The sequence below is a fragment of the Variovorax gossypii genome (assembly GCF_003965815.1).
Classification (GTDB): Bacteria; Pseudomonadota; Gammaproteobacteria; order Burkholderiales; family Burkholderiaceae_C; genus Variovorax; species Variovorax gossypii.
Genome location: NZ_RXOE01000004.1, coordinates 79,166 through 104,822, shown reverse-complemented (window position 1 = coordinate 104,822; position 25,657 = coordinate 79,166). Strand labels below are relative to the sequence as shown.

The 25,657-nt window shown below is 69.2% G+C and carries 18 protein-coding genes; 8 read left to right on the top strand and 10 right to left on the bottom strand.

Going from position 1 to position 25,657, the window contains the following annotated elements; genetic code table 11:
- Positions 1-3 precede the first annotated feature (3 nt).
- A complete protein-coding gene (locus EJP69_RS17265) occupies positions 4-888 on the bottom strand; it encodes a LysR family transcriptional regulator (protein WP_093197466.1) in 885 nt (294 codons plus the stop codon).
- 124 nt (positions 889-1,012) lie between these two features.
- Here EJP69_RS17265 and EJP69_RS17260 point away from each other — a divergent pair, with 124 nt between their 5' ends.
- Positions 1,013-2,005 (top strand): tripartite tricarboxylate transporter substrate binding protein, encoded by a 993-nt coding sequence (locus EJP69_RS17260; RefSeq protein WP_126471693.1) that lies wholly within the window; start codon positions 1,013-1,015, stop codon positions 2,003-2,005.
- Positions 2,002-3,108, top strand: a complete 1,107-nt coding sequence (locus EJP69_RS17255) for a threonine aldolase family protein (protein ID WP_240652183.1) — start codon at positions 2,002-2,004, stop codon at positions 3,106-3,108. Before EJP69_RS17260 ends, EJP69_RS17255 begins: the two co-directional genes overlap by 4 nt.
- A gap of 12 nt (positions 3,109-3,120) precedes the next feature.
- Here the strand turns inward: EJP69_RS17255 and EJP69_RS17250 are convergent, their stop codons facing one another.
- Positions 3,121-3,810: a phosphatase PAP2 family protein gene (locus EJP69_RS17250; protein WP_240652182.1), complete on the bottom strand. Its 690-nt coding sequence runs from the start codon at positions 3,808-3,810 to the stop codon at positions 3,121-3,123.
- A 104-nt stretch (positions 3,811-3,914) separates the two neighbouring features.
- Here EJP69_RS17250 and EJP69_RS17245 point away from each other — a divergent pair, with 104 nt between their 5' ends.
- Positions 3,915-4,598 carry a response regulator gene (locus EJP69_RS17245; RefSeq protein WP_093197459.1) on the top strand — a complete coding sequence of 228 codons (684 nt, stop codon included), beginning with the start codon at positions 3,915-3,917 and terminating at the stop codon, positions 4,596-4,598.
- A gap of 4 nt (positions 4,599-4,602) precedes the next feature.
- Positions 4,603-5,955 (top strand): sensor histidine kinase, encoded by a 1,353-nt coding sequence (locus EJP69_RS17240; RefSeq protein WP_126471691.1) that lies wholly within the window; start codon positions 4,603-4,605, stop codon positions 5,953-5,955.
- Here EJP69_RS17240 and EJP69_RS17235 read toward each other — a convergent pair.
- On the bottom strand, positions 5,891-7,063 hold the full coding sequence (locus tag EJP69_RS17235; RefSeq protein ID WP_126471689.1) for an acyltransferase family protein: 1,173 nt from the start codon (positions 7,061-7,063) through the stop codon (positions 5,891-5,893). The two genes, EJP69_RS17240 and EJP69_RS17235, sit on opposite strands and share 65 nt — an antisense overlap.
- Positions 7,064-7,137: 74 nt before the next feature.
- Between EJP69_RS17235 and EJP69_RS17230 the strand changes: the two genes are divergently transcribed.
- Complete coding sequence (locus EJP69_RS17230; protein WP_093197451.1) at positions 7,138-7,362, top strand: oxidoreductase-like domain-containing protein; 225 nt, start codon at positions 7,138-7,140, stop codon at positions 7,360-7,362.
- A gap of 293 nt (positions 7,363-7,655) precedes the next feature.
- On the opposite strand, the gene EJP69_RS17225 is transcribed toward EJP69_RS17230, so the two are convergent.
- From EJP69_RS17225 to EJP69_RS17215, 3 genes are all read right to left on the bottom strand, one after another.
- On the bottom strand, positions 7,656-8,480 hold the full coding sequence (locus EJP69_RS17225; protein WP_126471687.1) for a YihY family inner membrane protein: 825 nt from the start codon (positions 8,478-8,480) through the stop codon (positions 7,656-7,658).
- 167 nt (positions 8,481-8,647) lie between these two features.
- Positions 8,648-9,028: a cupin domain-containing protein gene (locus EJP69_RS17220; RefSeq protein WP_093301859.1), complete on the bottom strand. Its 381-nt coding sequence runs from the start codon at positions 9,026-9,028 to the stop codon at positions 8,648-8,650.
- A 222-nt stretch (positions 9,029-9,250) separates the two neighbouring features.
- Positions 9,251-10,960, bottom strand: a complete 1,710-nt coding sequence (locus EJP69_RS17215) for a phospholipase D-like domain-containing protein (protein WP_126471685.1) — start codon at positions 10,958-10,960, stop codon at positions 9,251-9,253.
- Between the two features lie 202 nt (positions 10,961-11,162).
- On the opposite strand from EJP69_RS17215, the gene EJP69_RS17210 reads away from it, so the two are divergent.
- Genes EJP69_RS17210 through EJP69_RS17200 form a run of 3 tightly spaced genes read left to right on the top strand, consistent with a single transcriptional unit; the run spans position 11,163 to position 19,292 of the window.
- A complete protein-coding gene (locus tag EJP69_RS17210) occupies positions 11,163-11,846 on the top strand; it encodes a response regulator (RefSeq protein WP_093197441.1) in 684 nt (227 codons plus the stop codon).
- Between the two features lies 1 nt (position 11,847).
- On the top strand, positions 11,848-13,623 hold the full coding sequence (locus EJP69_RS17205; RefSeq protein WP_126471684.1) for a hybrid sensor histidine kinase/response regulator: 1,776 nt from the start codon (positions 11,848-11,850) through the stop codon (positions 13,621-13,623).
- Between the two features lie 29 nt (positions 13,624-13,652).
- A complete protein-coding gene (locus tag EJP69_RS17200; RefSeq protein ID WP_126471682.1) occupies positions 13,653-19,292 on the top strand; it encodes an alkaline phosphatase D family protein in 5,640 nt (1,879 codons plus the stop codon).
- Positions 19,293-19,326: 34 nt separating this feature from the next.
- Here the strand turns inward: EJP69_RS17200 and EJP69_RS17195 are convergent, their stop codons facing one another.
- The 4 genes from EJP69_RS17195 to EJP69_RS17180 are packed head-to-tail and all read right to left on the bottom strand — an operon-like array spanning position 19,327 to position 25,585.
- Complete coding sequence (locus tag EJP69_RS17195) at positions 19,327-20,655, bottom strand: TolC family outer membrane protein (RefSeq protein ID WP_126471680.1); 1,329 nt, start codon at positions 20,653-20,655, stop codon at positions 19,327-19,329.
- Positions 20,656-20,658: 3 nt separating this feature from the next.
- Positions 20,659-22,026, bottom strand: a complete 1,368-nt coding sequence (locus EJP69_RS17190) for an HlyD family type I secretion periplasmic adaptor subunit (RefSeq protein ID WP_126471678.1) — start codon at positions 22,024-22,026, stop codon at positions 20,659-20,661.
- A 44-nt stretch (positions 22,027-22,070) separates the two neighbouring features.
- Entirely contained in the window at positions 22,071-23,795 is a 1,725-nt protein-coding gene (locus EJP69_RS17185) for a type I secretion system permease/ATPase (protein WP_126471676.1), read from the bottom strand.
- The gene (locus tag EJP69_RS17180) at positions 23,792-25,585 is read right to left on the bottom strand and encodes a type I secretion system permease/ATPase (RefSeq protein WP_126471674.1); all 1,794 of its coding nucleotides are present in this window, start codon (positions 25,583-25,585) and stop codon (positions 23,792-23,794) included. The genes EJP69_RS17185 and EJP69_RS17180 overlap by 4 nt, the downstream gene beginning before the upstream one ends.
- Positions 25,586-25,657 lie beyond the last annotated feature (72 nt).

Sequence of the window (25,657 nt, the reverse complement as noted above, 5' to 3'; positions counted from 1 at the left end):
CTTTCACGGCCTTCGCTGAAGGCCGAACGCGGTTGCGAAGGCCTGCGCAACCGCCTCCACGTTGCGGTTGCCTTCGTCCGAGTTGCGCCATACCAGCGAGAGCTTTCGAAACGGAGCGCGGCTTCCCAGTCCCACCTCTCGAACCGCGTAGGCATCGACCAGCGGGCGCCTGGGTTGCGGAACCACCGACACCCCCAGGCCCTGGGCGACCATCGCGACGATGGCATCCATCGAGCGCAGTTCCATCACGCAGCGCGCATCGGGCTTCAGGCTGCGCACGTACCGCGCGGCGACGCGTCCGCCCGAAAGAGACAGGTCGTAGCCGACCCAGTCATAGCTCTCCAGCAACTGCCTGACCGTCTTTCCCGAGGCGTTCGGCGGCGCCAGCAGCACGTAGGGCTGGCGGTGCAGCTCCTGCCAGACCAGGCGGCGCGAGCCGCCGGCTTCGGGGCGCACCAGCAGGGCCACGTCGAGCCGCGCCGCCTTGAGCTCGGAGATCATCTCGTCGCTGTCGTTCAGCGGCGGGACCACCACGTCCAGCGTCGGGTGCTTCTGCCGCAGCGCATGCAGCGCCTGCGGCAGCACGTCGCTCTGCATGCTGGTGATCACGCCCACCCGGATCCGGCCCGCCACCTCGACCGCCGGGCGCGAGCGCAGCATCTGCAGCCTGTGGGAGAAGTCGCCCACCGCGCTCACCACCTCGCGGGCAAATGCCGTCGGCACCACCACGCGCGTGGAGCGGTCGAACAGCGGCCGTCCGAAGTACTGCTCCAGCTGCTTGACCTGCAGGCTGACCGCGCTCGGGCTGCAGCCTACGACGCCCGCCGCGGCGGTGAAGCTGCCCTGCTCGAGAATGGTGCGCAGCGTGACGAGCATCGTGAGATTCATGAGAAATCCTCACAGTTGGTGTTTGTATATCTCGCTTTACTCATTCTATGGGGTGCCTACGATCGCTCCGGTCCATTGCAACTGTCACAACCGCCACGCCTGCCAGACCGGAAGCCCCCGACATATGAACAAGACCCGACCACATCGCCTCGTACGTGCCAGGAGCCTGGTGTGCACCCTGGGGCTCGCATTCGCCGCATGGCAGGCGCAAGCCGCCGCCGCGTGGGTTCCCGAGCGCCCCATCCACCTCATCTCGCCGAGCCCTCCCGGCGGAGGCACCGATGCGGTCTCGCGCCTGCTCGCGGCCAAGCTGGGCGAGCAGGCCGGATGGCAGGTGGTGGTCGACACCAAGCCCGGCGCCGGCAACAACATCGGCCTGGAGTTCGGGGCGAAGTCGCCGCCCGACGGCTACACCGCGGTGCTGGGCGAAACCAGCAACCTGACCGTCAACCAGTTCCTCTACAAGAAGCTCAACTTCGATCCGGTGAAAGACCTCGCGCCGGTCGCGCTGGTGGGCACGGGCGTGTCGGTGCTGGTGGTGAATGCCGCCAGCCCCATCGACAGCCTCGCCTCGCTGCTGGCCACGGCGAAGAAGAAGCAGCTTGCCTATGCGTCTTCCGGCAACGGCACCGTCGGGCACCTGGTGGCCGAAAGCCTGCGCGTGACGGCGGGGGCCAACGTGCTGCACATTCCCTACAAGGGAGGCGGCCCCGCCATGACCGACCTGCTGGGCGGGCAGGTCGACTTCTACATTTCCTCCCTGGTGTCGGCTCTGCCGCTGATCAAGGACCGCAAGCTGCGCGCGCTGGCCGTGACCTCGGGCACGCGCGATGCATCGCTGCCCGACGTCCCGACCTTCATCGAGAGCGGCTTCAAGGGCTTTGAGTACTACACGCTCTACGGCGTCGTGGTGCCCGCGAAGACGCCGGACAACATCGTGCGGACCATGAACGCGGAGATCAACAAGGTGCTCGACGCGCCCGACGTGCGGGCCGGCCTGGCAGCGCGCGGCGTCTATGTGCGCACCGGAACGCCGGAGTCGTTCAACGCCTTCCTGAACAGCGAGAGAAAGAAATGGGCGGAGGTCGTGAAAGCGTCCGGCGCGACGGCCGAATGACGCAGCAACCCCACGCCATGGCCGCTCCCGGCGCCGAAGACTGCGGCACGACGGTGGACCTGCGCAGCGACACCGTGACGCGCCCCACGCCGCAGATGTACGACCGCATCGCGTCAGCCCCCCTGGGCGACGACGGGCTCGATGGCGATCCGACCGCACTGGAGCTGGAGTCCGAGGCCGCCCGCCTGCTGGGCAAGGAGGCTGCGCTGTACGTTCCCAGCGCGACGATGGCCAACCTGCTGGCCATCCTCGCCCAGGCCGGGCGCCAGGAGGTCGTTCTTGCCGAGGCGGCCTCGCACATCTACGTGACCGAACGCGGCGCGGCCGCGCTGACCGGATCGTTCTACCAGCCCGTAGACGGCGTCGACGGCGCCATGGACCTCGGCCTGCTCGCGCAGGCACTGGCTCCGGGCCGCAACAAGCTGCGCACCGGGCTCGTCTGCCTCGAGAGTTCGCACAACAACGCCGGCGGCGCCGTATTGCCGCTTTCGCACATGCAGGCAGTGTTTGGCGCGGCCAAGGCCGCGGGCGCCTCGGTTCACCTGGACGGCGCGCGGCTGATGAATGCCGCGGTGGCGTTGGGCGTGCCGGCATCGGGCATCACGGCCTTCGCGGACACGGTGTCGCTGTGCCTGTCCAAGGGCCTCAGCGCGCCCATGGGGGCGGTGCTCGCGGGGCCCGCGGTCACCATCCAGCGTGCGAGGTGGCACAGGAAGCTGCTCGGCGGCAGCCAGCGGCAGGTCGGGATCGCCGCCGCCGCGGGGCTGGTCGCCATCACCACCATGGTGGGCCGTCTCGCGGACGACCACGCGAACGCGCGCCGGCTCGCTCACGGCATCGGCCAGCTCCAGGGCCTTTCGGCGAACCTCCCGCAGACCAACATCGTGCAGGTCGACGTGGCCGCCTCGGGGCACGACGCGGCCTGGTGGGAGGCCGAGCTGCGCAAGCTGGGCGTGCTGGTGCGCACCTGGGGCAGGAACAGGCTGCGCTGCGTCACCCATCGCCACACGGGCGAACCCGAGATCGACACAGCCCTGAAGGCGTTCGGCATCGTCGCGGCGCAGGGCGGCGGCGTTCCGCCGGACGAGTGCAAGACCGGTTGAGACTGCCGGGGCTCAGGCCCCGGTCCACACCAGCCGGCTGCGCGTGTTGCCGGCCCAGCTCACGACGGCCGCGAGCAGCGAGCCGCCGAGCACGTCGAGCAGAACGTGCTGGCGCGTGGCCAGCGTCGAGTAGACGATGCCGAGGGCCCACAGCATGTTCAGCACGCGCACCCATGCAGGCGACCCCACCGCGTGCAACTGGCGCTCCAGCAGCACGGCAGTGAACACCGCGAACGCCACATGCAGCGACGGAAACGCATTGCCGCCCGCGTCGGCGGACTTGAGGAACTGCAGCGCCGGGTACTGGGCCCAGTCGACCGCGAATGCCGGCACCGTCGTCGGGAAGAGCCAGAACACCGCGAGGCCCACGCCTGCCATGAGGGCGGCATCGCGCGCGCAGGCCCATAGCTCCGCCTTGTCCTTCGCGAAGGCCGGCGCGAGCGAGATGTAGAACCACAGCGAGCCGTAGAGCAGCATCGCGTCGTCGCTCACGCCCACCCAGTGGTCGAGCAGCGTGAGCGGCATCACTGTCGGCTCCGAGGGCGGGTTGTGCATCACCCAGAAGTAGATGACGAAGAAGCCCGAGATGCCGACGGTGGTGCCGATCATCTTCACCACCCACAGTGTGGCGATGCGCCGGCCCAATGCCTGGTACCAGGAAACGGAGGGTGCGGGGGAGGAAATCGCCGGGCGGGAGTTCATTGGCGCCCCAGCTTATGCAACTGCATTGCGTGAACATTGCGCCTTCCGCAAGAGGGCCTCTCCTAGAATGGCCGGCCTTTGGCCTCCCTTTTCTCCGTACTCCCATGAGAATCCTGCTCGTCGAAGACGAAGTCGACCTGGCGCAAGCCTTGGCTTCCGCATTGCGGCAGAACCAGGCGGTGGTCGACGTGGCGGGTTCGCTGCGCGAGGCCGAGGACGCGGCGCTCTCGGCGCAGCACGACGTGATCGTGCTCGACCGCGGCCTGCCCGATGGCGACGGCCTCTCGCTGGTGGCCTTCCTGCGCGAGAACGACATTCCCGCCGCCGTGCTGGTGCTCACCGCCATGACCGACGTGGCCGAGCGCGTGCTGAGTCTCGACGGCGGTGCCGACGACTACCTCGCCAAGCCCTTCTCGATGGACGAGCTCATGGCGCGCGTGCGTGCGCTTGCACGTCGCCCCGCGGTGCGCGCGAACCTCGTCATGACGCTCGGGCAGCTGCGCTTCGATCACCACACGCGGCAGGCCCACGTGGGCGAGCACTGCATCACGCTGCCGCGCCGCGAGCTGCTCGTGCTCGAGGCGCTGCTCGAGCATCGCGGCCGCACCGTGCTGCGCGAGGCCATGCAGGAGCGCGTATACGGCCACGAGGACGACATCCAGTCGAACGCGCTCGACACGCACGTGTCGCGGCTGCGCTCCAAGCTCGACAAGGCCGGCGCGCAGGTCGAGATCCATGCCATCCGCGGCGTGGGCTACCTGATCTGCGCGGCCCGTCCGGCGGCATGACGGCATGAGGCAGGGCCTTCTCTCGCTGCGCTGGCGGCTGATTTGGAGCCTGATCCTGCTGCAGGTGGTCGTCGGAACGCTGGTGATGGGCGGCTTCCTCGGCCTTGCCTGGGTGCTGGGGCGGGTGGTCGACGAGACGGGGCAGGAAACCATCGCGGTGATCCAGCGCTCCCTCGCGCGCGGCCCCGACGGACAGCTGGTGGTCGAGCCCACGCCCGAAGTGCAACGCCTGCGCGAGGCAGACCCGCCGTTCTGGTTCATCGCGCGCGACGAGAGGGGCTCGGAGGTGCGCAACGGCGAGGTGCCACCCATCTATGCCGCGCTCTTCGATTCGCTCGACGGCATGGAGCGCATGGCCATCAACCCAGAGAGCGACAACACCCGCCCCAAGGCCCGCTTCGAGCGCGTGGAGACCCGGGCCGGCCCGGTGGCGCTGATGACGCAGACCGGCGGCCCGCTGACGGTGAAGAACACGCTCAAGGGCACCGGCATCGCCTTCCTGTTCCTGGTGGCGCCGATGGCGCTGGTGACCTGCCTCGGCGTGATCCTGGCGACGCCCTTCGTCGTGAAGCGCGGCCTCAAGGGCGTGGTGGCCACGGCCGAGCATGCCGAGAGCATCGACGTGCACGAGCGCACCACGCGGCTGCCGCTGGCCAACGTGGCGAGCGAGATCCGCCCGCTGGTCAACGCGGTGAACCGCGCCTTCGACCGGCTCAACGAGGGCTACGACCGGCAGGAGCGCTTCCTCGCCGATGCTGCGCACGAGTTGCGCACGCCGATCACCACGCTGCAGATCCATCTCGAAGGGCTGCAGGACGGCCCGCTCAAGGTGAAGCTGATGCAGGCGTCGGCGCGGCTCGCCACGCTGGCCGAGCAGCTGCTCGACCTGCAGCGGCTGGACCGCATTGCCGCGCACGACCAGCAGCAGGTCGACCTGAAGGCGCTGTGCGAGCGCGTGGCGGGCGACATCGCGCCGCTGGCCATCATGAATCGCTGCACGCTGTCGGTGGAAGCACCGAAGCCGCTGTGGGTGCGCGGCGACGCACCCTCGCTGGAGCGCGCGCTGAGCAACCTGATCCAGAACGCCATCGAGCATGGCGGGCAGGGCTGCGACATCCAGGTGCGGCTGTGGGAGCCCTCGGGCTTCGAAGTGCTCGACTCGGGCCCCGGCATTCCGGAGGCCGACCGCGAGCGCGTGGTGGCTCCCTTCCACCGGCTGGTGCCGCGAGGACGCGGCGCAGGGCTCGGGCTGCACCTCGTGGCCGAAGTGGCGCGCCTGCATGGCGGCCAGCTCACGATCGGTTCCAGCGAATCGGGCGGAGCGAAGATGCGGCTGGAGCTGAACCTCGACCTCTGAGCGCGCGGTTGCAGGGCTCGGAGAACCACTGCGCGAAGACCTGCCCCAGCAGCCCCGAGGCCGCGACGACCGCGAAGAACCACAGCGGGATCCACGACGGCGACGCGCCCAGCCACTGGAAGAGCCATGCGGCGGGAATCACCACGAACATGTGGCTCAGGTAGACCTCGTAGCTGTTGCGGCCGAACCAGCGCAACGACGTGGCCATCGCTCCGGCGCACCAGGTCCACGGCCGCCAGTGCGCAGCGGCGAGCATCAGCGCGATGCCAAGCTCCAGCAGCGTCACCTGCAGGCCGAAGCGCGTGAGGCCCAGCTGGTACACCTCCTTGCGGAAGCAGAACACCGCCACGCTCAGAACCAGGCCCGTCAGCAGCACCGCACGGCGTATCGCTACTGTCGGCGTTTGCGGCACGCGGTGCGCGAGCAGGGCGGCGAGACAGCCGAAGGCGATGCCGTCCATGCCCGAGAGATAGGAGTGGTCTTGCCACAGCTCGTTGTCGCTGAACACGCTGCGCGCCAGCGGCCCGAGCACGATGGGCACGACCAGCAGCAGTGCCAGTCGCCGCTCGCTGCCGCACAGCACGCAAAACAGCGGAAAGCCCAGGTAGAAGGCCTCTTCCACCGAAAGCGACCACAGCACGCCCCATGGCCCAGGCAGGTAGCCGACCTGCGCCTCAAGCCAGTTGAGATGCAACCCCAGCGCCGCCAGCAGCGCCCGCCACAGCGAGACCTTCGAGGTGTCGAGCGCGAACCATGCGCTGCCCGCCAGGTGCAGCACCGCCAGCACTGCGAGCAGCAACAACAGGGGCGGCAGGATGCGCGCCGCGCGGAGGCGATAGAACGATGCGGGCCGCACGCGCGACAGATCGCCCCAGCGCCGTATCGACGCGCTCGTGATCAGGTAGCCCGAGACCACGAAGAACACGATCACCGCGTAGTAGCCGCTGCGAAACAGGATGCCCGAGGCCCGGGGCCCCAGCCACTGGGCCAGCTCCGGCGGCCCGAAGGGAATGCGCAGGTTGGCGTGCAGCAGCACCACGAAGATCGCGAGCAGCCCGCGCAGCAGGTCGACGTGCGCCAGGCGGGGCAGCGGGGCGGAGGAAGACATCGCGCGATTCTGTGGCCGTCCGCCGCGCGACGGCTGAAGGGCTCCTGAAGCACCGACAATCGCAGCCTGCCGCCATGCCTCTCGCCGACCAGGACCTTTCCCCTCCGACCGATCTCGCCACCGCACAGGCGCTGATCGCCCGCGTCCGCGCGCAGCTCGATGCCGAAGGGCTCGCCATGCGCGCACCGCCGCCCGAGCCCACCACCTGCTGCGGGCGAGGCTGCAACGGCTGTGTATGGGAAGGCTGGCTGGCCGCGGTGGCCTACTGGCGCGACGAGGCTTCACTGCTGCTCGGGTGAAGGCATCAGGCGATGCCGGTGCGGCAACTAGGGCCTGTTCACACTATTTCCGGGGTCGCGTTGGCGCTCCAAGGGGCTGGCTGCAAGGCGCCCGCGCTTGCAAGGCTGATGCCTTGCAAGCGCGGGCAACGCCGCAGACGGCCCCTTGGAGCGCCAACCCTGCGGGAAGGGCAGCCAGGGCGGGCCACTCGGCGTTGCGCTCCTGGCGTGTGCGCATGCACACGCGTCGTCGCGCGCCTTGATTGGCCCGCCCTGGCTGCCCTTCGCGACCCCGGAAATAGTGTGAACAGGCCCTAGGCCCGCGCGGGCTTGCCTGCCGGTCGCTGCCGGGTGAGCGCCAGATTGGCCGTCATCATGGCCGCGACCAGCGTGACCAGCCATGAGAAGTACACCCACAGCAGGAACATGGGGAGCACCGCGAACGCCCCATACAGCGCCTTGTACGTTGGCACCTTGACGAGATAGGTGGTGAAGCCGCGCTTGCCGAGCTCGAAGGCCATGCTGGCGACCAGGCCGCCCGCGAAGGCATCGCGCAGCCGTACCTTGGTGTTCGGAACGAGGTAGAACATGCTCGTCAGTACAACCATGCCGAGCATGAGCGGCCCGAGGTCGAGCACGAATGCGAACGAGGGCGGCAGCGCGCCGATCAGGCCCATGGAGATACCCAGCAGGTACGACGTGGCCCACAGGCTCAGCCCCAGGACGGGTGGGCCGACGACCAACATCAGCAGATACAGGCCAACTCTCCTGAAGAACGGTCGATTCTTCCGGATCTTCCACATCTGGTTCAGCGCGTTCTCCACGGTGAGCAACATCGCGATCGCCGTGCCCAGCAAGAAGAGCGAGCCGACCCAGGTCAGGCCGCTGGCGTTCGCGGCGAACTGGTTCAGGTACTTCAGCACCGTGCGTGCGATGTCCGCGGGAAGCAGCCTGCTGAGCAGGAACTCCTGGAGCGCATACTTGAACCGGGTGAATGCATGGAACCGCGTGAGCAGCGCGAAGCTCGCCGCCAGCAGGGGCACGATGGAGAGCAAGGTCGTGAACGCCAGGCTTCCGGCGACCTGGGGCAAGCGCTCCTTTCTGGCGCGGTCGATGGTCAGGCGGGTCAGGGCAAACATGTATCGCTGAGGAAGAAGGAGTCGAACGGGTTCGCGGGCGAAAGGACCGCGGCCGCTGCGGCCGATTGTCATCGGTCCGCCGGATCATTCCAGTCCGGCGTTCCGTTCGGACAGCATTCCCGTTCGACCATCCCGAGAAGTTCTGCCCTGAGGTCTCTCGCCTCGGGTCAGCTCTTGGACTTTGCGTATTCCTCCGCGCTCATCATCTCGAGGCCGACGAACGGGGCGTTGCCTTCGACCCATGCGTCGTGACCGGGCGGAATGGTGTACGACATGCCTTCCTCGATGACGGTCTGCGAGCCGTCATCCATTTGCACGGTGATCCGGCCGGAGACCGCATAACCGACATGAGCCGCCTGGCAACTGTCGGTGCCCACGACCGGCTTGATGCACTTCGACCAGCGCCACCCGGGCTCGAACTTGAAGCGTCCGAGCGTGTACCCCTCGAGGCGGACCACTTCGACCCGGGTCTTCTCGGGCTCCCGAACCTCATCCGGTTCGTCATGGGATTTCGTCTGAAGCTTGTTGACACTCATAGGACTTGCCATCGCGACTCTCCTTGCACGAGTGAGCAATTGGTCCGCGGCAGCCTCGTGCAGAACCGCACGTGAACGATTGAATGGTAGTCCTGGGCCACGCTCGCGTTGATCTATTTCTTGCACAGCCGCACTCTCTTGCACGCAACTCGATCACGTGCACGGAATCTTCGGCAAGCCGCACTGATGCCGCTTCATGCACAGGGCGGCATGTGGCAATTTGGGTAAGCCGCGTTACAGAAAATCTTCGTCCACCACCAGGGACAGCACCGACCAGCGCAGTCGCTGGGCCCAGTTCGATTCCGGTTCCCGATGCAGTACCCAGCGGCGTCCTTCGCGCAGAAAGCTCCATTGCAGGCCGCCGCGCTGCGGCGCCTCGCTCACGGTGAAGCTCGCGGGCATGCGTACGCGCCGGATCAGTTCGGCCAGCTCGCCGGCCAGCGCAGGACTGTCGACGATCAGGCCCAGCTCGGTGTTGCAATGTGCCGAGCGCCGGTCCATGTTCATCGACCCCACGTAGAACCAGCGCCGGTCGACCACCGCCAGCTTGGCGTGCAGGCGGCCCAACGAACCGCGGCCGCTGTCGGTGTCGCTCCAGGCCGGATGCGATTCGCCGGCCGGCATCAATTCGTACAGCGCAGCACCCATTTGCAGGAGTGCGCTGCGGTAGCGCGCGTAGCCGTAGTGCACCAGCGGCTCGTCGGTGGTGGCGAGCGAATTGGTCATCACCGACACGCTCGCGCCCTCGCGGCTCGCATGGGCGAGCGCCTCGATCATGCGGGGCATGGGGACGAAGTAGGGCGAGACGACGAGCACCTCGGAGCGCGCGGTCTTGAAAAGGTCGAGGTTCGCGGCCATGACCGCGCCTTCACGGCCTCGCGGTTCTCCGGCTTCCCCGACGTCTCCGCCGGCGTCGCTCGCGAAGGGGGCTTGCACCATCGCATCCGCTACCACGCGCACCTTCGCCGGCACCAGTTCGACCAGCCCCTGCGCCAGTTGCGCGCCGACCGGGCTACGCCCCAGCACGTCGCGCTCGTCGGGTGGCACGAAGCGCGCGAGGTCGCGCACCAGTTCGGCGAAGCGTTCGCGGGCATGGGCCGGCGTCGGGCGTTGGCCGGCTGCGATGGCTTCGAACGGGTACGACAGCGGCCCGTTCCAGAAGGCATCGAAGCTCGCCGACAGCGCGCGCACCGCCGGCCCGGCCAGCAGCGCGTCCATGTCGATGAAGTTCGCCGGCTTGCTGCGCCCGAAGTACTCGTCGGCGATGTTGCGCCCTCCTGTGATCGCGAAGCTGTTGTCGGCAATGAAGAGCTTGTTGTGCATGCGCCGGTTCACGCGGCCGATCTCGTGCAGCGACAGCAGCACGCGCGTGCGCAGACCGCCGCCGCGCGCCGGCAGCGGGTTGAAGACACGTACCTCCACGTTGGCGTGTGCGGCCAGCCCTGCCAGCATCTCGTCGTCGCCGCCCGCGTACAGGTCGTCGACCAGCAGGCGCACTCGCACGCCGCGCCGGGCCGCGTCGCGCAGCTCGCGCAGGAATTGCTGCCCCGAGGTGTCGCCGGCCACGACGTAGTACTGTGCGTCGACGGTATGCAGCGCGGCCTGCGCGAGCGCGATGCGTGCGTCGAAGGCCTGGTCGCCGCCGGGCAGCAGGCGCACGCCGGATACGTCGGTTGCTTCGGGCATTGCGCCGTCCAGGCCCGGCAGCGACGCGGCGGCGATGCGTGCGAGCGCGCTGTCCCCGACGTCGGTGCGTGCCTGCGACGCGACACGGTGCACGTTGTCCGGCAATGCGGCGCAACCCGCCAGCAGCGAGACCACGAGCATGGCCGCAGCGCACAGCGCGCGGGCGAGCATCGCGTGGTGGAGCGCCAGGATGCAGAACCGGCACGCAAGGGGCTCCCATGCGGCACGCAGCGCGGCAAGAGATTTCGGGGTGTTCATGGCGGTCCTCGGTGCATCGGATGCAGCCAGTCTTCCGCGCGACGCCCGCCGCAACAATTGAACGCTGCGCCTAGTCCCCGGTGCAGCGCCGGCGTGGCCATCCGACTAGGCCGTTGGTGTAGGTGCGCGCACTCGCTTGTTGGGGTGCTTTGCGCTAATCTGCATTCAGGACGGGGAGGGCCACCGTAGACGAGAGGCCTGTATGAAGGTTCTGCTGGTCGATGACCATGAGATCGTCTGGAACGGCACCCGCCTCCTGCTGGAGCGCATGGCCGCCGAGATAGAACCGGGCCGCCCCTTCCACTTCGAAGCCGTGCGGGACGCCGAGCAGGCCTGCCGGCTAGACCCCGTCGGAGTCGACCTGCTGCTGCTCGACTACCACCTGCCCCAACTCTCCGGCCTGGCAGCGCTCAAGGCCGTGAAGGCGCATTTCGAAGCCACGCCCGTGTGCATGCAGTCCGCGGAAAGTTCGCCGCAGCGCGTGCGCGAGGTCATCGAGGCCGGCGCGGCCGGCTTCATCCCCAAGTCGTACCGGCTCGAGGACATGGAGGCCGCCCTGCGCGTGGTGCTGCGCCACAGGATCTACCTGCCGGCGGAGTTCGTGCTGGCCGACGACGTGACCCGCGCGCGCGAGCCCGACGAATTGCCGCGCGAGGATCTCGCCGGCTTCCTGCGCGTCGAGCTGTCGCCGCGTCAGCGCCAGGTGTTGGCGCTGGCGATGCGGGGCATGCCGGTCAAGCTGATCGCGCGCCAGCTGATGATTGCCGAGGGCACCGTGAAGGTGCACCTGTCGATGGTCTACCGCGCGCTCGGCGCCCGCAACCGCACCGATGCCCTGTGCCGCGTCTTCGACGCGCAGGCGGCATGGGCGCTCGAGGCTGCGTGACATGCCGGCCGCACCGGACGAGCTGGACGAACGGCGCCTGCAGGTGGTCGCCGAGCAGGCCGTGGGGCTGCGCTGGCAGATCCTGCTCACCGCCGTCGTCGTCGCGGCCATCGTCTGGCGCGACCTTCCGGCGCCCTGGGTGCTGGGCTGGTTCGCAGCGGTGATCGCCAGCCGCGAGTGGCGCGCCGCCGCGCTCGCACGCATGGCCGCCGACCGCGCCCGCCCGATCGCCGAGCGGCTGCGCGCCACCGTGCGCTGGAACGTGCTGATCGGCGCCTGCAACGGCTCCGCGGCGCTGTTCATGGTCCGGCTCGATCCGACGCTGGATGCGGTCCTCACGATGATCCTGGTGTCGTGGGGCGCGGGGGCCGTGTCCACGAGCGCGACCGTGATGCCCGCCTTCCTGGCCTACGCGGGGCTGCTCTTCGTGCCCACGGCGGCCATGTGGCTGGTGGCCGACGGCTGGCTCGGCTGGGGCGTGGGCGCGCTGGTGCTGATGTTCTTCGGCGTGCAGACGCGCTTTGCCCGGCGCAACCTGCAGACCTTCGAGGAGTCGTTCGGCATCCGCGCCGAAAACCAGGCGTTGGCCGTTTCGCTGGAGTTCGAGCGCACGCAGCTGGCCATCGCCCGCGATCAGGCGGTGCGCGCCAACAACGACAAGAGCCGCTTCCTGGCCGGCGCCAGCCACGACTTGCGCCAGCCCCTTCAGGCGATGGCGCTCAACGTGGGTGCGCTGCGGCACGTGGCGATGGCGCCCGATGCGCGCGCGATCGTCGAGGTGGTCGACAGCAGCCTGGAGCAGCTGCGCGCGATGCTCGATGCACTGCTCGACGTCTCGAAGCTCGATGCCGGCGTGGTCGTGGCCCAACCCCAGCGCGTGCGCATCGACCGGCTGCTGACGGCCGTGATGGCCAGCTTCGGCGCGGCGGCAGCGGCGCGCCGGGTCGGCCTGCGCACTGCCTGTCCGCCCGGCCTGGCGGTGCGCACCGATCCCGACCTGCTGCGCCGCATGCTGGCCAACCTCATCGACAACGCGATCAAGTTCTCGCCCCCGGACGGGCAGGTCCTGGTGCAGGCCTGCACGCGGGATGCATCGGATGCATCGGACGCACCGAATGCAGAGGTCGAGCTGACGGTGCAGGACAGCGGCCCCGGCATCGCACCCGAGAACCACCGGATCGTGTTCGAGGACCTGGTGCAACTCCAGGCGGCGGGCCCCGGCGTCGCGGCTGCAGCAGGGCATGGCCTGGGCCTGGGCATCGTGCGACGGATGGCCGAGTTGCTGGGCGTGCCGGTCGAGCTCGAGTCCAGCCTCGGCGCTGGCGCCTGCTTCCGCCTGCGGCTGCCGTGCGCGGCCTCCCTCGGCGCCGATGGTTCCGAGGTTGATGGCGCGGGCGCTCCGTGGAGCCTGGACGGTCGCTGCGTGCTGGTTCTGGAGGACGACCCGATGGTGCGCGGCGCCTACCTCAACGCGCTGGGCGCGATGGGCTGCCGCGTGCTCGCCGCTTCCACGCTCGACGAGGCACTGCAGCAGATCGACGAGCCCGATGTGCTGGTGGTCGACTGCCGGCTCGGCGGCATCTCGGGCTTCGATGCCGCCGAGCGCCTGCGCGCGCAGCGCTGCGCACAGCCGGCCCTACCCATCGTCATGGTCACGGCCGACACCGACCCGGCGGTGGTCGAGGCCGCGCGGCGGCAGGCGCTGCCGCTGCTGCGCAAACCCGTCGACGACCAGACGCTCGGCCGCACGCTGGCCGCAGCCATCGAACATTCCTGAATCCGCGACCACCCCGCGAGGAGCCGAACATGAACGACGGCGGCCGCCATCACGACGAGACCCCGGGCGATCGCCTGCTCTCGGAGGGCGCCGAAGTGCTGGTGCGGGAGATCCTCGCGGCTCCGCCCGACGCGCTGCATTGCGAGGTGCTCGTTATCGGCAGCGGCTACGGCGGTGCGGTGGCGGCGGCACGGCTGGCGGGCGCGCTGCCGGTGGACGCATCGCCCGGCACGGCAGCGAACACTGTGCCGGTCAAGGTCTACGTGCTGGAGCGCGGCAGCGAATACCTGCCGGGCGAGTTTCCGGCCACCTTCGCGGAGCTGCCGGGACACGTGCGCTTCAGCATGCAGGACGGCAGGCCCGCGCGCGGCAACGCCTCGGGGCTGTTCGACCTGCGCCTGGGCGGCGATGTGAACGCGCTGCTCGGCAACGGGCTGGGCGGCGGGTCGCTCATCAACGCCGCGGTGATGGAACGCGCCACGCCCGATGCCTTCGAGGGCGGTGCCTGGCCCGCAGGCCTCGATCTCGCCGCGCTGGCGGACGGCTACGGCAAGGCCGAGGCCATGCTGGGCCTGGAGCAGATTCCCGAGAGCGTGTCGAAGCTCGACTCCTTGCTGAAAGCGGGTGAGCGGCTGCACGCGGAGCGCGGCAAGGCACACGTTGCGATCGCCTTCGTCGACGGCACGCGCACGCCGGCCCAGGTGGCGATGCACCGCTGCCTGCGCTGCGGCGATTGCGTGAGCGGCTGCAACCACCGCGCCAAGAAATCGCTGGACACCAACTACCTCGCGCTGGCTCACGCGCGCGGTGCACGCCTGTTCACCGGCGCCACCGCGCATCGCATCGCGGCCCTGCCGGGAGGAGCCGGCTTTGCGGTCGAGTTCTTCTTCACCGACCGGCGCAAGGCACGCAGCGACAACCGCCGACCCTACGTGGTGCGCGCGCGGCGAGTGGTGGTGGCCGCCGGCACGCTGGGCTCCACCGAACTGCTGCTGCGCTCCAGGGCCGCCGGCCTGCCGGTTTCCCAGGCTCTGGGCACGGGCTTCTCGGCCAACGGCGACATGATCGCGGCGGCGACCGACCAGCACGACGAGGCGTTGTCCAGTGCGCTCGAGGGCGACGCGCCGGCGCAGCGCGGCGTCGGGCCGACCATCACCGGGCTGCTGCGTATCCGCGCGAAGCAGGGCGAGCGCCCGCTGGTGATCGAGGAGTTCGCCGTTCCCGCGCCGCTGCGCCGCCTGCTGGCCGAAGTGGTGACCACCACGGACGCACTGCACGCACTTGCGCGCATGGACCTCGACCTTCACGCACCGGACGAGGGGCGCGATCCGCTGGCCGTGGACGACGACATGCTGCGCCGCACGCCGGTCTACGGAATGATGGGCGACGACGGCGCCGCCGGCATCATCGAACCGGTCGGCCATGGCGGCAGCGACGCGGTGCTGGCCGATGCGCAAGTGCGCGTCGCGTGGGACAAGGTCGCGGCCCTGCCGGTGTTCGCGGCGCAGATGCGTGCGCTGCATGCGGCCCACGACGGCGTGGGCGGACTCGGCGGCCGCGTGCTGCCCAATCCGCTCTGGAATCCGCTCCCGCCGTTTCGCAGCCTCGAGTCACTGGTGGGAGCGGCGGGCTCGGTGCTCACGGTGCACCCGCTGGGCGGCTGCCGCATGGCCGACGGGCGCGAGCGCGGCGTGGTCGACAGCTGGGGCCGCGTCCACGACGGCGCCGCTGCCGGTGCTGCTGCGCTGGTGCCCGGCCTGGCGGTGCTCGACGGCTCGATCGTGCCGGTGTCGCTCGGCATCAACCCCTCGCTCACCATCGCGGCACTGGCCGAGCGCGCAGTGCCCGTGCTGGCCGCGGACTGGGGCCTGGCGCTGGTGGATTCGCCGCAGCCCCCGGCGTCGGAGCGCCCGTTGCGCCGCGACCTGACCCGGCCCCGCGCGCCCGCGCCCACGCGCGTCTCCCTGCGCGAGCGGATGACGGGCCGCGTGCATATCGACGGCCAGGACTTCGCGTTGAGCGCCGAGGTGGAATTCGAGCCGGTCGACGTACCGGCCCTGCGCGCGACACCGCGCGCGTTGGCCCAGCCGGTGGTGGTCCTGCGCTTCGGCAAGGGCGACGACGCGCCCGTCGCGCATTGCACCGGCACCGCATCGATGCTGGTGCGCGAGAAGAGCGACAGCATCGAGCGCATCCTGCGCAGCCACGAGCTTGCCCGCAAGAAGCTGCAGGCGCTGGCGGAGGTACTGCTGCCTTCGCGCGCGTCCACGGTGGGCCCGAACGGCGGCAACGACAAAGGCGGAGAGAGCCTGGCCTTCGACGGCCCGGTCATGGCCGACCTGATGGCGCTGTGCTCGCACCTGGGGCAGGCGCGCCTCATCGAATACGACTGGACGGTGGCACGGGTGGAGCGCGGCGCGCCACTGAAGGTGGGCGACCGGCTGCGGCTCAGCAAGCGCATCGCGTTCGTCGAGGGCGGCAATCCGTGGCGGCAGCTGAGCGAGGGCGAACTGCAGCGGATCGATCACCTCGGCGCGCAGCGGTTGGGCCGGATGGTGCTGGACCCTTCCTACTTCGTCGAGAAGCTGCAGCCGCTGCTGCGTGTCGAGCATCAGCAGGACATGCCCAACCAGCTGGGCGACCTGGCCGAGCTGGCGTTGTGGGTGCTGCGCATCGTGCTGCACGTCCATCTGCTGGACTTCGTGCCGCCGCCCGACTCGCTGCGGCGCGACTGGGAGCGCCTGCCCGGCGAGGTGTACGGCGTGCGGCCCGAGCCGGTCGAGCTCGACGCCGCGGCCGGCCCTGGCGGCGTTCCGTCGCGACTGCTGTCGCGCTTTCGCCCGCCGGCGCGCCGCGCGGGCACGAGGCCCGTGATGCTGATCCACGGCTATGGCGCGAGCGGTTCCACCTTCGCGCACAGGAGCATTCCCGGCAACCTGGTGCACAGCCTGCTCGCGGCCGGGCGCGAAGTCTGGGTGCTCGACCTGCGCACCAGCATCGGCTTTCCGAACCGGCCGCGGCCCTGCTGGTCGTTCGACGAGGTGGCGGAGACCGACATTCCCGACGCCTTGCGCACCGTGCAGGCGGCTTACGCCATGCCCGACGAAGCTGCGCCTGTCCAGGTCGACGTGGTGGCGCATTGCATCGGTGCCGCCATGTTCAGCGTGGCGGTGCTGCGCCTGCCGGGGCTGCATGCGTCCATCGGCGCGGTGGTGCTGTCGCAGGTGGGGCCGTTGCTGCGCGCCACGGCTTTCAACCGCTTCCGGGGCTATGTGGCGGGCTACCTGCGGCAGTTCATCGGCGTCGACGAGTTCGACACGCGGCCCGTGCTCACGCACATGAAGCGCCTGCTCGTCGACGGCCTGCTGGCGACCTTTCCCTACCCCGATGACGACGGCGAAGCGCAGCGCCTGCGCGAGGCACCGGGCTTCGCGGCAGTGCGGCACCGGGCCGACGCCATCTTCGGCCAGACCATGCGACTGCACAACATCGGCAAGGACACGCTCGATGCGCTCGATTCGATCTACGGCTTCGTGAAGCTGCGAGGCCTCGCCCAGGTCGGCAACTACGCCCGCGAAGAGGTGCTGACCGACGCCGGCGGACAGGGCCACGCCGTCGGCTTCGAGCAGGTCGGCGAGCGCTTCGGCTTCCCGGTGTTCATGCTGCACGGCCAGCGCAACGCGGTGTTCGACTGGCGCGGCTCGTACGACAGCTTCTGGCTGCTGAAGCGCGTGTTCGGCAAGGACGGTGGCCTGTCCCGGGAGCCACCGGAGCTGCCGGACCCTTCGGACTCCTCGAGCCCTTCCGGAGGCGACCTGTTCCTCGGCAAAGGCACCCCGCACCAGCTGCTGGTGCTCGGCGCCTACGGCCACCAGGACACGCTGATCGGCGAGAAGGCCTGTCGCGACGTGTTCCCGCACATCGTGCGGTTCTTCGAGACCTTCGACAGGAAGCCCGGCCCCGATACGCCGGTGCCGCCCGACTGGCGCGCCAGCCTGCCGTGGACCGGCCCATGGCTCGGCCATGCGAGTCGCGCGGCCGGCAACGCGGGCCGGCTGCATTGCCGGCTGGCGCTGCGCCCGCCGCCCGCGCATGTGTCGGCGCGCGCCGTGGTCTTCGTGCCCGCGTGGCGACGCGGCGGGAGATGGTGCTTCGACTTCGCATGGATGGTGGCACTCCAGACCACGCGCGAAAAGCTCCTGCAGGAGGCGGTGGAGATCGACCTCTTCGACGACCGGCTCGCCGACTACCAGGGCTTCGCGGTGCTGACGGCGCACGACGACCTGCCCATGGCACGCGGCCCTGTCGAAGTGCTGGGCCGGCGGCTGGAGACCGGGCTGTTCGCGCAGCCGCAGGACGAACCGATCGAGCCCATCCGCCGCCAGGTGACGAGAACGCTGGACGCGGCCACCGACGCGCAGCTCGAGCGCGCCGTGGTGCGCCTCGACCCCGCATGGACGGGCGCCGTGCAGCGCGAAGGCGAGCCCGCGCAGGCCTCGCTGTGCTTCGCGCTCGCCAGTTGCCAGTACGTGCCGGGTCTGGTCGACCGGGTGCCCGCGCAGGCGTCGTACCGGCGGCTCGCGCAGCGGCTGGAGGCGCTCGCGCCACTGCACAAGCCGCAGCTGCTGTTGCTCGTCGGTGACCAGGTGTATGTCGACCAGACCGCGGGCCTCTTCGTGCCGGCGGGCGGCGACGACGTCGGCCAGGCCTATGCGCTCACCTTCAGGCTGGAGGCGCTGCGCCAGGTAACGGCCTCGCTGCCGACCTATCCGCTGCTCGACGATCACGAGGTGATGGACGATTGGGAGCCGGGCCCCGAACCCTACGGAACGCCGGCAGTGCGCGTCGCGCTCGAGGCCTACTTTGCGCAGCAGCACAAGCTGGTGCGCGACACCGGCCCGCGCCGCGACCAGCGTCCCTTCGACTATCGCATCGCGCCGGCCGGCTTTCCGTTCTACATGCTCGACACCCGCAGCACGCGCCAGCAGCGGGTGCTGCGCGCGGCCGAGCAAGCCGCGACCGTCGCCGCGCCGCTGGATCGGGCCGCGATCCGCGCCGAGGCCGGCATGGATGACCTGAGGAAGTGGCTCGAGGCCGCGCCCGCCGGACTGCCCAAGTTCATCGTGTCGCCGGTGACGCTGTTCCCGATGCCGCGCGCGGCCGTCTTCGGCGACCCGGCGCAGCGCCTCGGGCTGGACGACTGGAGCGGCTACCCGGCTTCGCAGCGAGTGCTGCTCGAATTGCTGCGCGACACCACCGCGCGCCACGTGGTGGTGCTGTCGGGCGACCGCCACATGTCGAGCGTGTCGAGCCTCTGGCTGCAGGCGGAAGGCGGGCCCGTGGAGGTGATCTCGGTCGTGTCCTCGGGCCTGTATGCCCCATGGCCCTTCGTCAACGCGCGGCCCGACACGTTCTGGCTCGACGGCCATGTCGAGCCCGGCCCCATGTCGGAAGCCTTCGGCGGCACCATGGTCACGGCGGCCGTGGGCACCGGCAACGGCTTCGCCATGCTGCAGGTGGAGCGCGGGGCCGGCGGCCATTGGCGGATCGGTGTCACGCTCGACCTGGACGACGGGCTCACGCGCTGCGTTCGCGACCTCGATCCGGCCGCCGGCACCGGCTGGCAGGTGGAGGGGCCGGCGCGCTTCGCAGGCGTGCAGCGCCCATGAGTCCCCGGCCTGCCGATCCGGATCGCTGGCGTCGTCAGCGAGTGAGCCAGCCGTTGATCTCCTCGATGACTTCGGTCTTGGCGCCGCCCGAGAGTGCCTGCAGGCGTATGCGAGACATCAGGTAGACGAACCGGGCCTGCGCCAGGTCGCGCTGGGCGGAGACCTTCTGCTGTTCCGCGTTCAGCACGTCGGGCAAGGTGCGGCTGCCGGCCTCGAATGAGCGCCGGTTCGAGAGGACGACCTGCTCCGCGGAACGCACCGCCTGCTCCAGGGCCTTGACCCTCAGGGTGCCTTCGGTCACGCCGCGGAATTCGCGGTGCAGCCGCACCCCGAGGTCGCGGCGCAGGGCTTCGAGGGCCTCTTCGGCCCGCTGCTGGCCCGCGACCGCCTGCCTCACGGTGGAGCTCACATGGCCGCCTGAATACAGGGGAATGTTGAGCTGCAGGCCGATGGACTTGTTGCTGTAGCGGGTCTTGATGCTGGTGATCGTGTCGCTGTCGTTGCGGGACCACTGGGCGATGGCGTCCAGGGTCGGATAGTGGCCTGCCTGTGCCTTCGCCAGTTCGTGCCTGGCTGCTTCGACCTGGGCACCGAGCGAACGAAGCTCCGGACTTTCGAGCTCGGCCCGCTCGATCCAGTCCTCCACCCGGTCGGGCGTCGGCCGGACGAGCTGCATCCTGGACGGGTCCAGCGGCGCCAGCCTGTCGATCGGGCGATTGACCAGGCTCTGGAGCTGCCTGCGCGTGAAGTCCAGGTTCTGGCGCGCCTCCAGTTCCTGCGCCACGTTGAGGTCCAGGGCCGCACGCGCCTCGTCGATGTCGGTGCGCGTGCCGAAGCCCGCGCCGAACCGCTTCTGCGCGGCATCGAGCTGGGTCGTGTAGGCCGTCTTCTGCGAGAGCACCAGCGCGAGATGCTCCTCGGCCAGCAGCGCCTCGAAATAGGCGCCGCTCACCCGGACGCCGAGGTTCTGCAGTTCGCGATCGAGAGTCGCCTCGGCATCGTCGACCTGCGCCTGGGCCTGGCGGTAGTCGGCCATCAGGTACATGCGGAAGATGGGCTGCCTCAAGCTCAGCACTTCGCTGCTGCTGGTGTAGCGCAGGTTGGCCGTGACGAGTTGCCCGGAGGTGTCCGGCGAAGTTCTTTCCAGCCAGTTCCGATAGCGCGAGACGCTTGCCGACAAGTTGGGAAGCAGTTGCGCACGGGCCTGCGGCAGGCGTTCGCGCCGGGCGTCCGTGGCTGCCCGCACGGATCGGATCGTCGAGTCCTGTTCCAGTGCTTCCCGGTAGGCCTGGGACAGGTCGAGCGACCAGGCCGGCCCCCAGAGAAGGCCGGCGGCAGCGAATGCCAGCGCGGTTTTCTTCACCGGTCATTCCTCCGTCATGGAGGCTGCGATGCGCTTGGTGAGCGGGTGCAGGAGATAGGCGAGCAGCGAGCGCTCTCCCGTCTTGAATACCACCTCGACCGGCATGCCCGGCTGCAGCGAACGCTTGCCCAGCTTTCTCAGGCCCTCCTGAGTCACCGCCACGCGCGCGAGGAAGTAGCTCGTGTTGGTCTGAGGGTCCGTCAGCAGATCGCCGGAGACCGAAACCAGCTTGCCCTGCACTACGAGCTGCGGGGAATGGGCGAAGGTCGAGAAGCGCACGTCCACCGGTATGCCGGCGTGGACGCGGTCGATCAGATGCGGCGGCACTCTCGTCTCGAGCAGCAAGGGCTCGTTGACGGGCACCACGTCCATCAGCCGTTGCCCCGGTGCGATCACGCCGCCCACGGTCTGCGCCACCAATGCCACTACCTGGCCCGAGGCGGGCGAGCGGATCTCGGTGCGGCCCAGTTCGTCCCGCAAGGCGACGAACTTCTCGAAGTCTCCGAGCACCTCGCGGCTGACCTCCGCCTGCTGAGTCTCCACTTCCTTGTGGTACTCCTGCTGCCTTGCAATGGCACGCTGGCGAAGCTCCGCGACCGAGCGTCGGGCCCGGCCCATGTTGCCGAGAAGTTCGGCAATGAAGGTGCTCGATTCCGCGACCTGGCGCTCCATCTCCATCTGGCGATTGCGCGGAACATAGCCTTCGGCAACCATCTTGCGTGTCTGGCCCAGTTCCTCGTCGAGAAGAGAAAGCTGGGTCCGGCGGCTGCTCAGCATGCTCGCGTAAGCCTGGGCCAACGCCTGCTGGCCCTGGATGTTCTCCTCGATCGATTGCAGATCGGCGCGCAGGGCGGCGCGCCGCGACTTGAGCAGCTGCTCCTGGTTGAACATCTGCTGCCGGATCAGCGGGTCCGAGGCCGCCACCTGCAAGTCCGGATGGAAGTCGATGGCGTCCAGTCCTCCCTGTTCGGCCAGCAGGCGGCCTTGTATGGCGCGGAACCCCAGGTAGCGCTGCCGCACGGTTTCGAAGCTCGCCCTGGCCGCGGCGTCGTCGAGCTTGAACAGCAACTGGCCTTCCTGGACCTGATCGCCTTCGCCGACCCGCACTTCCTTGAGGATGCCTCCGACCTGGTGCTGGACCACCTTGCGCTTCGTGTCGATGGCGACCTGCCCCTGGCTCGGCACGCCCTCGTCCAGCGGAGCAAACGCGGCCCACAGCAGAAACCCGCCGAATCCGGCGACCAGGGCCCAGACGCCGATCCGCCCGGCGCGTCCGAGCCCGGTTCCGAGGCCATCCGCATCCTGCGATCGATCTTCCCCGACCGGCGACGGGATGGCAGTCACGTCCCTGAGAGCATTCGGCTTGGCCATCTGGAACTCCCTTCGAGATCGATAGGTTGCAGGACGGCTCCGGATCAGGCCGACTGCGCCAGGACTGCCGGCCGCACGTCGGGCTGAGGTCGGCGCAAGGACGCGAGCACGGCGTCTCGTGGCCCGTCCGCGGTCAGTTCGCCGTCGCTCAGGACCATGAGGCGATCGGCCACGGCAACCGCGCCCTGGCGGTGTGTCACCAGGAACACCGTTTTCCCCCTGGATTTCAGTTCCCGTATGGCTCGCAGCAGCGCTGCTTCGCCGGTGTCGTCCAGGTTGGCGTTCGGCTCATCCAGAACGATGAGCGACGGGTCGCCGTAGAGTGCCCGGGCCAGTCCGATCCGCTGCTTCTGCCCCCCGGAAAGCAGATGGCCCGCGTCCCCGATGAGGGTGTCGTAGCCTTTGGGAAATCGCAGGATCGTCTCGTGCAGGCCGGCGCTGCATGCGGCCTCGATGACCTTGCGCGAGTCGATCTCGCCGAGCCGCGCAATGTTCTCGGCAATGGAGCCTCCGAACAACTCGACGTCCTGCGGCAGATAGCCGAGATGCGGACCCAGTTCGAGACGATTCCAGCTTCGGACCGGCACGCCGTCGAGCAGCACCGCGCCGCGGGATGCGGTCCAGATCCCGACCATGACTTTCACCAGGGTGGACTTGCCGGAACCGGAAGGCCCCAGCAGCGCGACCACTGTTCCCGCGGGGACCGCGAACGAAATGTTCTTCAGGATGGGCGCCGGGCGCCCCGCGGCTCCCGCGAAGACGCCTTGCAGGCTGATCTCGCCGGTGGGGCCGGCCCGGGGAGGGAAGGGGGGCTGCCCGGGGAACTCGGCCAGCAGCTTTTCGAGACGCCCGAATGCGGCGCGGCAGGAGACAAAGCCTCGCCACGTGCCGAGCAGCTGGTCGATGGGTGCGAGGGCGCGGCCCATCAGCACATTCGCGGCAATCATGGCGCCCGGCGACAACTGGCCGTCGATCACCAGCAGCGCGCCCGCCCCCAGCGCGAGCGACTGCTGGCTGTAGCGCACGAACTTGCTCCAGCCGGCGACGCGATTGACAAGACCATTCGCTGATGCGCTCTTGTTCATGCAGGCCGCGTGCTGGCGATTCCAGCGCTTCTGCAGGTTGCCGACCATGCCCATCGATTCGAGCACCTCGACGTTCCGGAGCTTGCCCTGCAGGTCGCCCATCGTCTCGCTCGCGGCTTTCAGGGCCGCTTCCGACGGCGCGACGGTCTTCCTCTGCCCGAACCAGGCCAGTGCGGCCTGGACCAGCGCGAAGCCGAGTGCCAGGACGCCGAGCCAGGGATGAAGAAAGAAGATCACCGCGATGTAGATCGGCGTCCAGGGCGCATCGAAGAGCGCGAAGACGCCCGGGCCCGTCAGGAACTGGCGGATCTGGTTCAGGTCCGCGAACGGCCTTGACACGCTGGGTGCCGACTGGCCGAGGCAAGCCTGAAAGCTCCCGTTGAACACCCGTGTGCCCAGTTGCCGGTCGAAGCGCAGGCTGGCCCTCACCAGCAGCCGCGAGCGCAGCCATTCCGACAAGGCCAGCGCTCCGAAAAGCAGCAGCGTGATCAGCGAAATCGCGAGCAGGGTCAGTTCGCTTTGACTGGCGAGCACGCGGTCGAATATCTGCAACATGTAGATGGTCGGCGCGAGCATGAGCAGATTGCTCAGGAAGCTCAGCGATCCGACCTGCAGGAAGTCTCTTCGGAACCCCCAGAGAGCGCGTCCCAGGTCGCTGCGGTCGAAGAACGCAGGTGTCTTCATGGCAGCGTGTGCGCCTGAAGCGCGATGCCCGCGGCGTTTCCGGCATCGCGCCGCTTCGATGCAAGGCTGCCTTCCGCCTTGCGCATCCGGTCCGCCGCCTGCTCGTTGGCCTGCCGCAGCGACGCCAGGACCTCGTCTCGCGCGCCGAACGCCTGCATCGTGCCGTCGCACAGCACCAGCATCTTGTCCGCCACGGCCAGCACGCTGGTACGGTGCGTCATGACGACGAAGGTCGTGCCGCGCGCCTTGAGGTTCAGGATGGTGCTTGCCAACGCTGCGTCGCCGGCATCGTCGAGGCTCGAATTCGGTTCGTCGAGAACCACCAGCGCGGGCTCGCCGTAGATCGCGCGCGCCAACGCGACCCGCTGCCGCTGTCCGCCCGACAGCACGGCGCCTTCGGGTCCGATCGGGCTGTCGTAGCCCAACGGAAGGCTCGTGATGGATGCGTGCAGGTCGACGGCCAATGCCGCCGCCTTGACCTTCGAAGGCCGCACCTCCCCGAAGCGCGCGATGTTCTCGGCCAGTGTGCCGTCGATCAATTCCACGTCCTGGGGCAGATAGCCGATGTGCGGGCCGAGTTCGCTCTTGTCCCAAGTGAACACGTCCGCGCCGTCCAGCCGCACCTTGCCGCTGGCTGCCGGCCAGAGGCCGACGATCAGGCGCGCCAGGGTCGTCTTTCCCGCGGCAGAGGGGCCCACGACGGCAAGCACTTCGCCGGGCGCCAGGGCGAAGGCCACGTTCTTCAGGATGGCCGGGCCATTGCCCGGTGCGCCCGCCACGAGGTTTTCGACCTGCAGCGCGCCCTTGGGTGGCGGCAAGGACATCGCGTCCGGTCTCGGGGCAATGGCGCCCAGCAGGCTGTCCAGGCGTTGCCACGCGTCGCAGGCATTGACCACCATGCGCCATTGCGCCAGGAGCTGCACCAGCGGCGCCAGGGCCCTGCCGCCCAGGATCGAGCCGACGACCATCATCGCGGCATTGCCGTTGAGCGGGTTCTTCAGCAGCAGCCAGGCGCCCAGGCCGAGCAACAGCGAACCCATCGTGACCTGCAGGAATCTGCTGACGGCCTGGCAGGCTCCGGCGCCGTCCGAAGCCAGGGCCTCGCGCTGCAGGAAGTCGCGTCGTCTGGCGATCCATCGGCGGTGGACGTCCCGCAGCATGCCCATCGACTCGATGACCTGCGAGTTTCTCAGCGCGGCGTCCGCATACTGCTGCGCTTCGATCGCGCATCGATTGGCCGCCACCAGCGGCGGCCGCGTGTTCCGGTCGTTGATCCAGCCCACGAACACCTGCAGCAGCGAGCCCACGACAGCCGACCAGCCCAGCACCGGGCTGATGGCGAACATCAGCGCCAGGAAGACCAGCGAAACCGGTGCTTCCATGAGCGCCAGCAGCGGCGGCGAATACAGGAATTCCCGCAAAGTCCGGAGGTCGTTGAGCGGTTGCACGGTTCCGCCCGGCAGCCGCTTGAGGCCCGCTTCGAAGACGGCGGCGAACACGCGGTCGCGCATCTTCCGGTCCAGCTTCTGCCCCGCCTGGTACATCACCTCCGCGCGTGCCCAGTCGAGTACTTCCATCAGGCAGTAGGCGGCCAGGACCAGCAATGTCAGCATGGCCAGCGTGAGCATGCTGCGACTGTTCACGACCCGCCCATACACCTCCAGCATGTACGCGCTCGGAGCCAGCAGCAAGAGGCTCGAGCAGACACTGAACCAGGCGGCCCGCACGAAGCAGGCGTGGAGCGTTGTCACCGCCTGCCGCAATTCGCCAGACTTTTCCTGGGGTTTCATACCACCTCGCAGGTTCGACATCGGTAAGCCTGGGCACAGGCCAGGCGAGAAGGGGCGGCATTTCCGCCACCC

Bases quoted from the DNA above. Each gene is read 5' to 3' on its own strand.
- EJP69_RS17265 (WP_093197466.1), bottom strand. From the start codon at position 888: ATGAATCTCACGATGCTCGTCACGCTGCGCACCATTCTCGAGCAGGGC.
- EJP69_RS17260 (WP_126471693.1), top strand. From the start codon at position 1,013: ATGAACAAGACCCGACCACATCGCCTCGTACGTGCCAGGAGCCTGGTG.
- EJP69_RS17255 (WP_240652183.1), top strand. From the start codon at position 2,002: ATGACGCAGCAACCCCACGCCATGGCCGCTCCCGGCGCCGAAGACTGC.
- EJP69_RS17250 (WP_240652182.1), bottom strand. From the start codon at position 3,810: ATGAACTCCCGCCCGGCGATTTCCTCCCCCGCACCCTCCGTTTCCTGG.
- EJP69_RS17245 (WP_093197459.1), top strand. From the start codon at position 3,915: ATGAGAATCCTGCTCGTCGAAGACGAAGTCGACCTGGCGCAAGCCTTG.
- EJP69_RS17240 (WP_126471691.1), top strand. From the start codon at position 4,603: ATGAGGCAGGGCCTTCTCTCGCTGCGCTGGCGGCTGATTTGGAGCCTG.
- EJP69_RS17235 (WP_126471689.1), bottom strand. From the start codon at position 7,063: ATGTCTTCCTCCGCCCCGCTGCCCCGCCTGGCGCACGTCGACCTGCTG.
- EJP69_RS17230 (WP_093197451.1), top strand. From the start codon at position 7,138: ATGCCTCTCGCCGACCAGGACCTTTCCCCTCCGACCGATCTCGCCACC.
- EJP69_RS17225 (WP_126471687.1), bottom strand. From the start codon at position 8,480: ATGTTTGCCCTGACCCGCCTGACCATCGACCGCGCCAGAAAGGAGCGC.
- EJP69_RS17220 (WP_093301859.1), bottom strand. From the start codon at position 9,028: ATGGCAAGTCCTATGAGTGTCAACAAGCTTCAGACGAAATCCCATGAC.
- EJP69_RS17215 (WP_126471685.1), bottom strand. From the start codon at position 10,960: ATGAACACCCCGAAATCTCTTGCCGCGCTGCGTGCCGCATGGGAGCCC.
- EJP69_RS17210 (WP_093197441.1), top strand. From the start codon at position 11,163: ATGAAGGTTCTGCTGGTCGATGACCATGAGATCGTCTGGAACGGCACC.
- EJP69_RS17205 (WP_126471684.1), top strand. From the start codon at position 11,848: ATGCCGGCCGCACCGGACGAGCTGGACGAACGGCGCCTGCAGGTGGTC.
- EJP69_RS17200 (WP_126471682.1), top strand. From the start codon at position 13,653: ATGAACGACGGCGGCCGCCATCACGACGAGACCCCGGGCGATCGCCTG.
- EJP69_RS17190 (WP_126471678.1), bottom strand. From the start codon at position 22,026: ATGGCCAAGCCGAATGCTCTCAGGGACGTGACTGCCATCCCGTCGCCG.
- EJP69_RS17185 (WP_126471676.1), bottom strand. From the start codon at position 23,795: ATGAAGACACCTGCGTTCTTCGACCGCAGCGACCTGGGACGCGCTCTC.
- EJP69_RS17180 (WP_126471674.1), bottom strand. From the start codon at position 25,585: ATGAAACCCCAGGAAAAGTCTGGCGAATTGCGGCAGGCGGTGACAACG.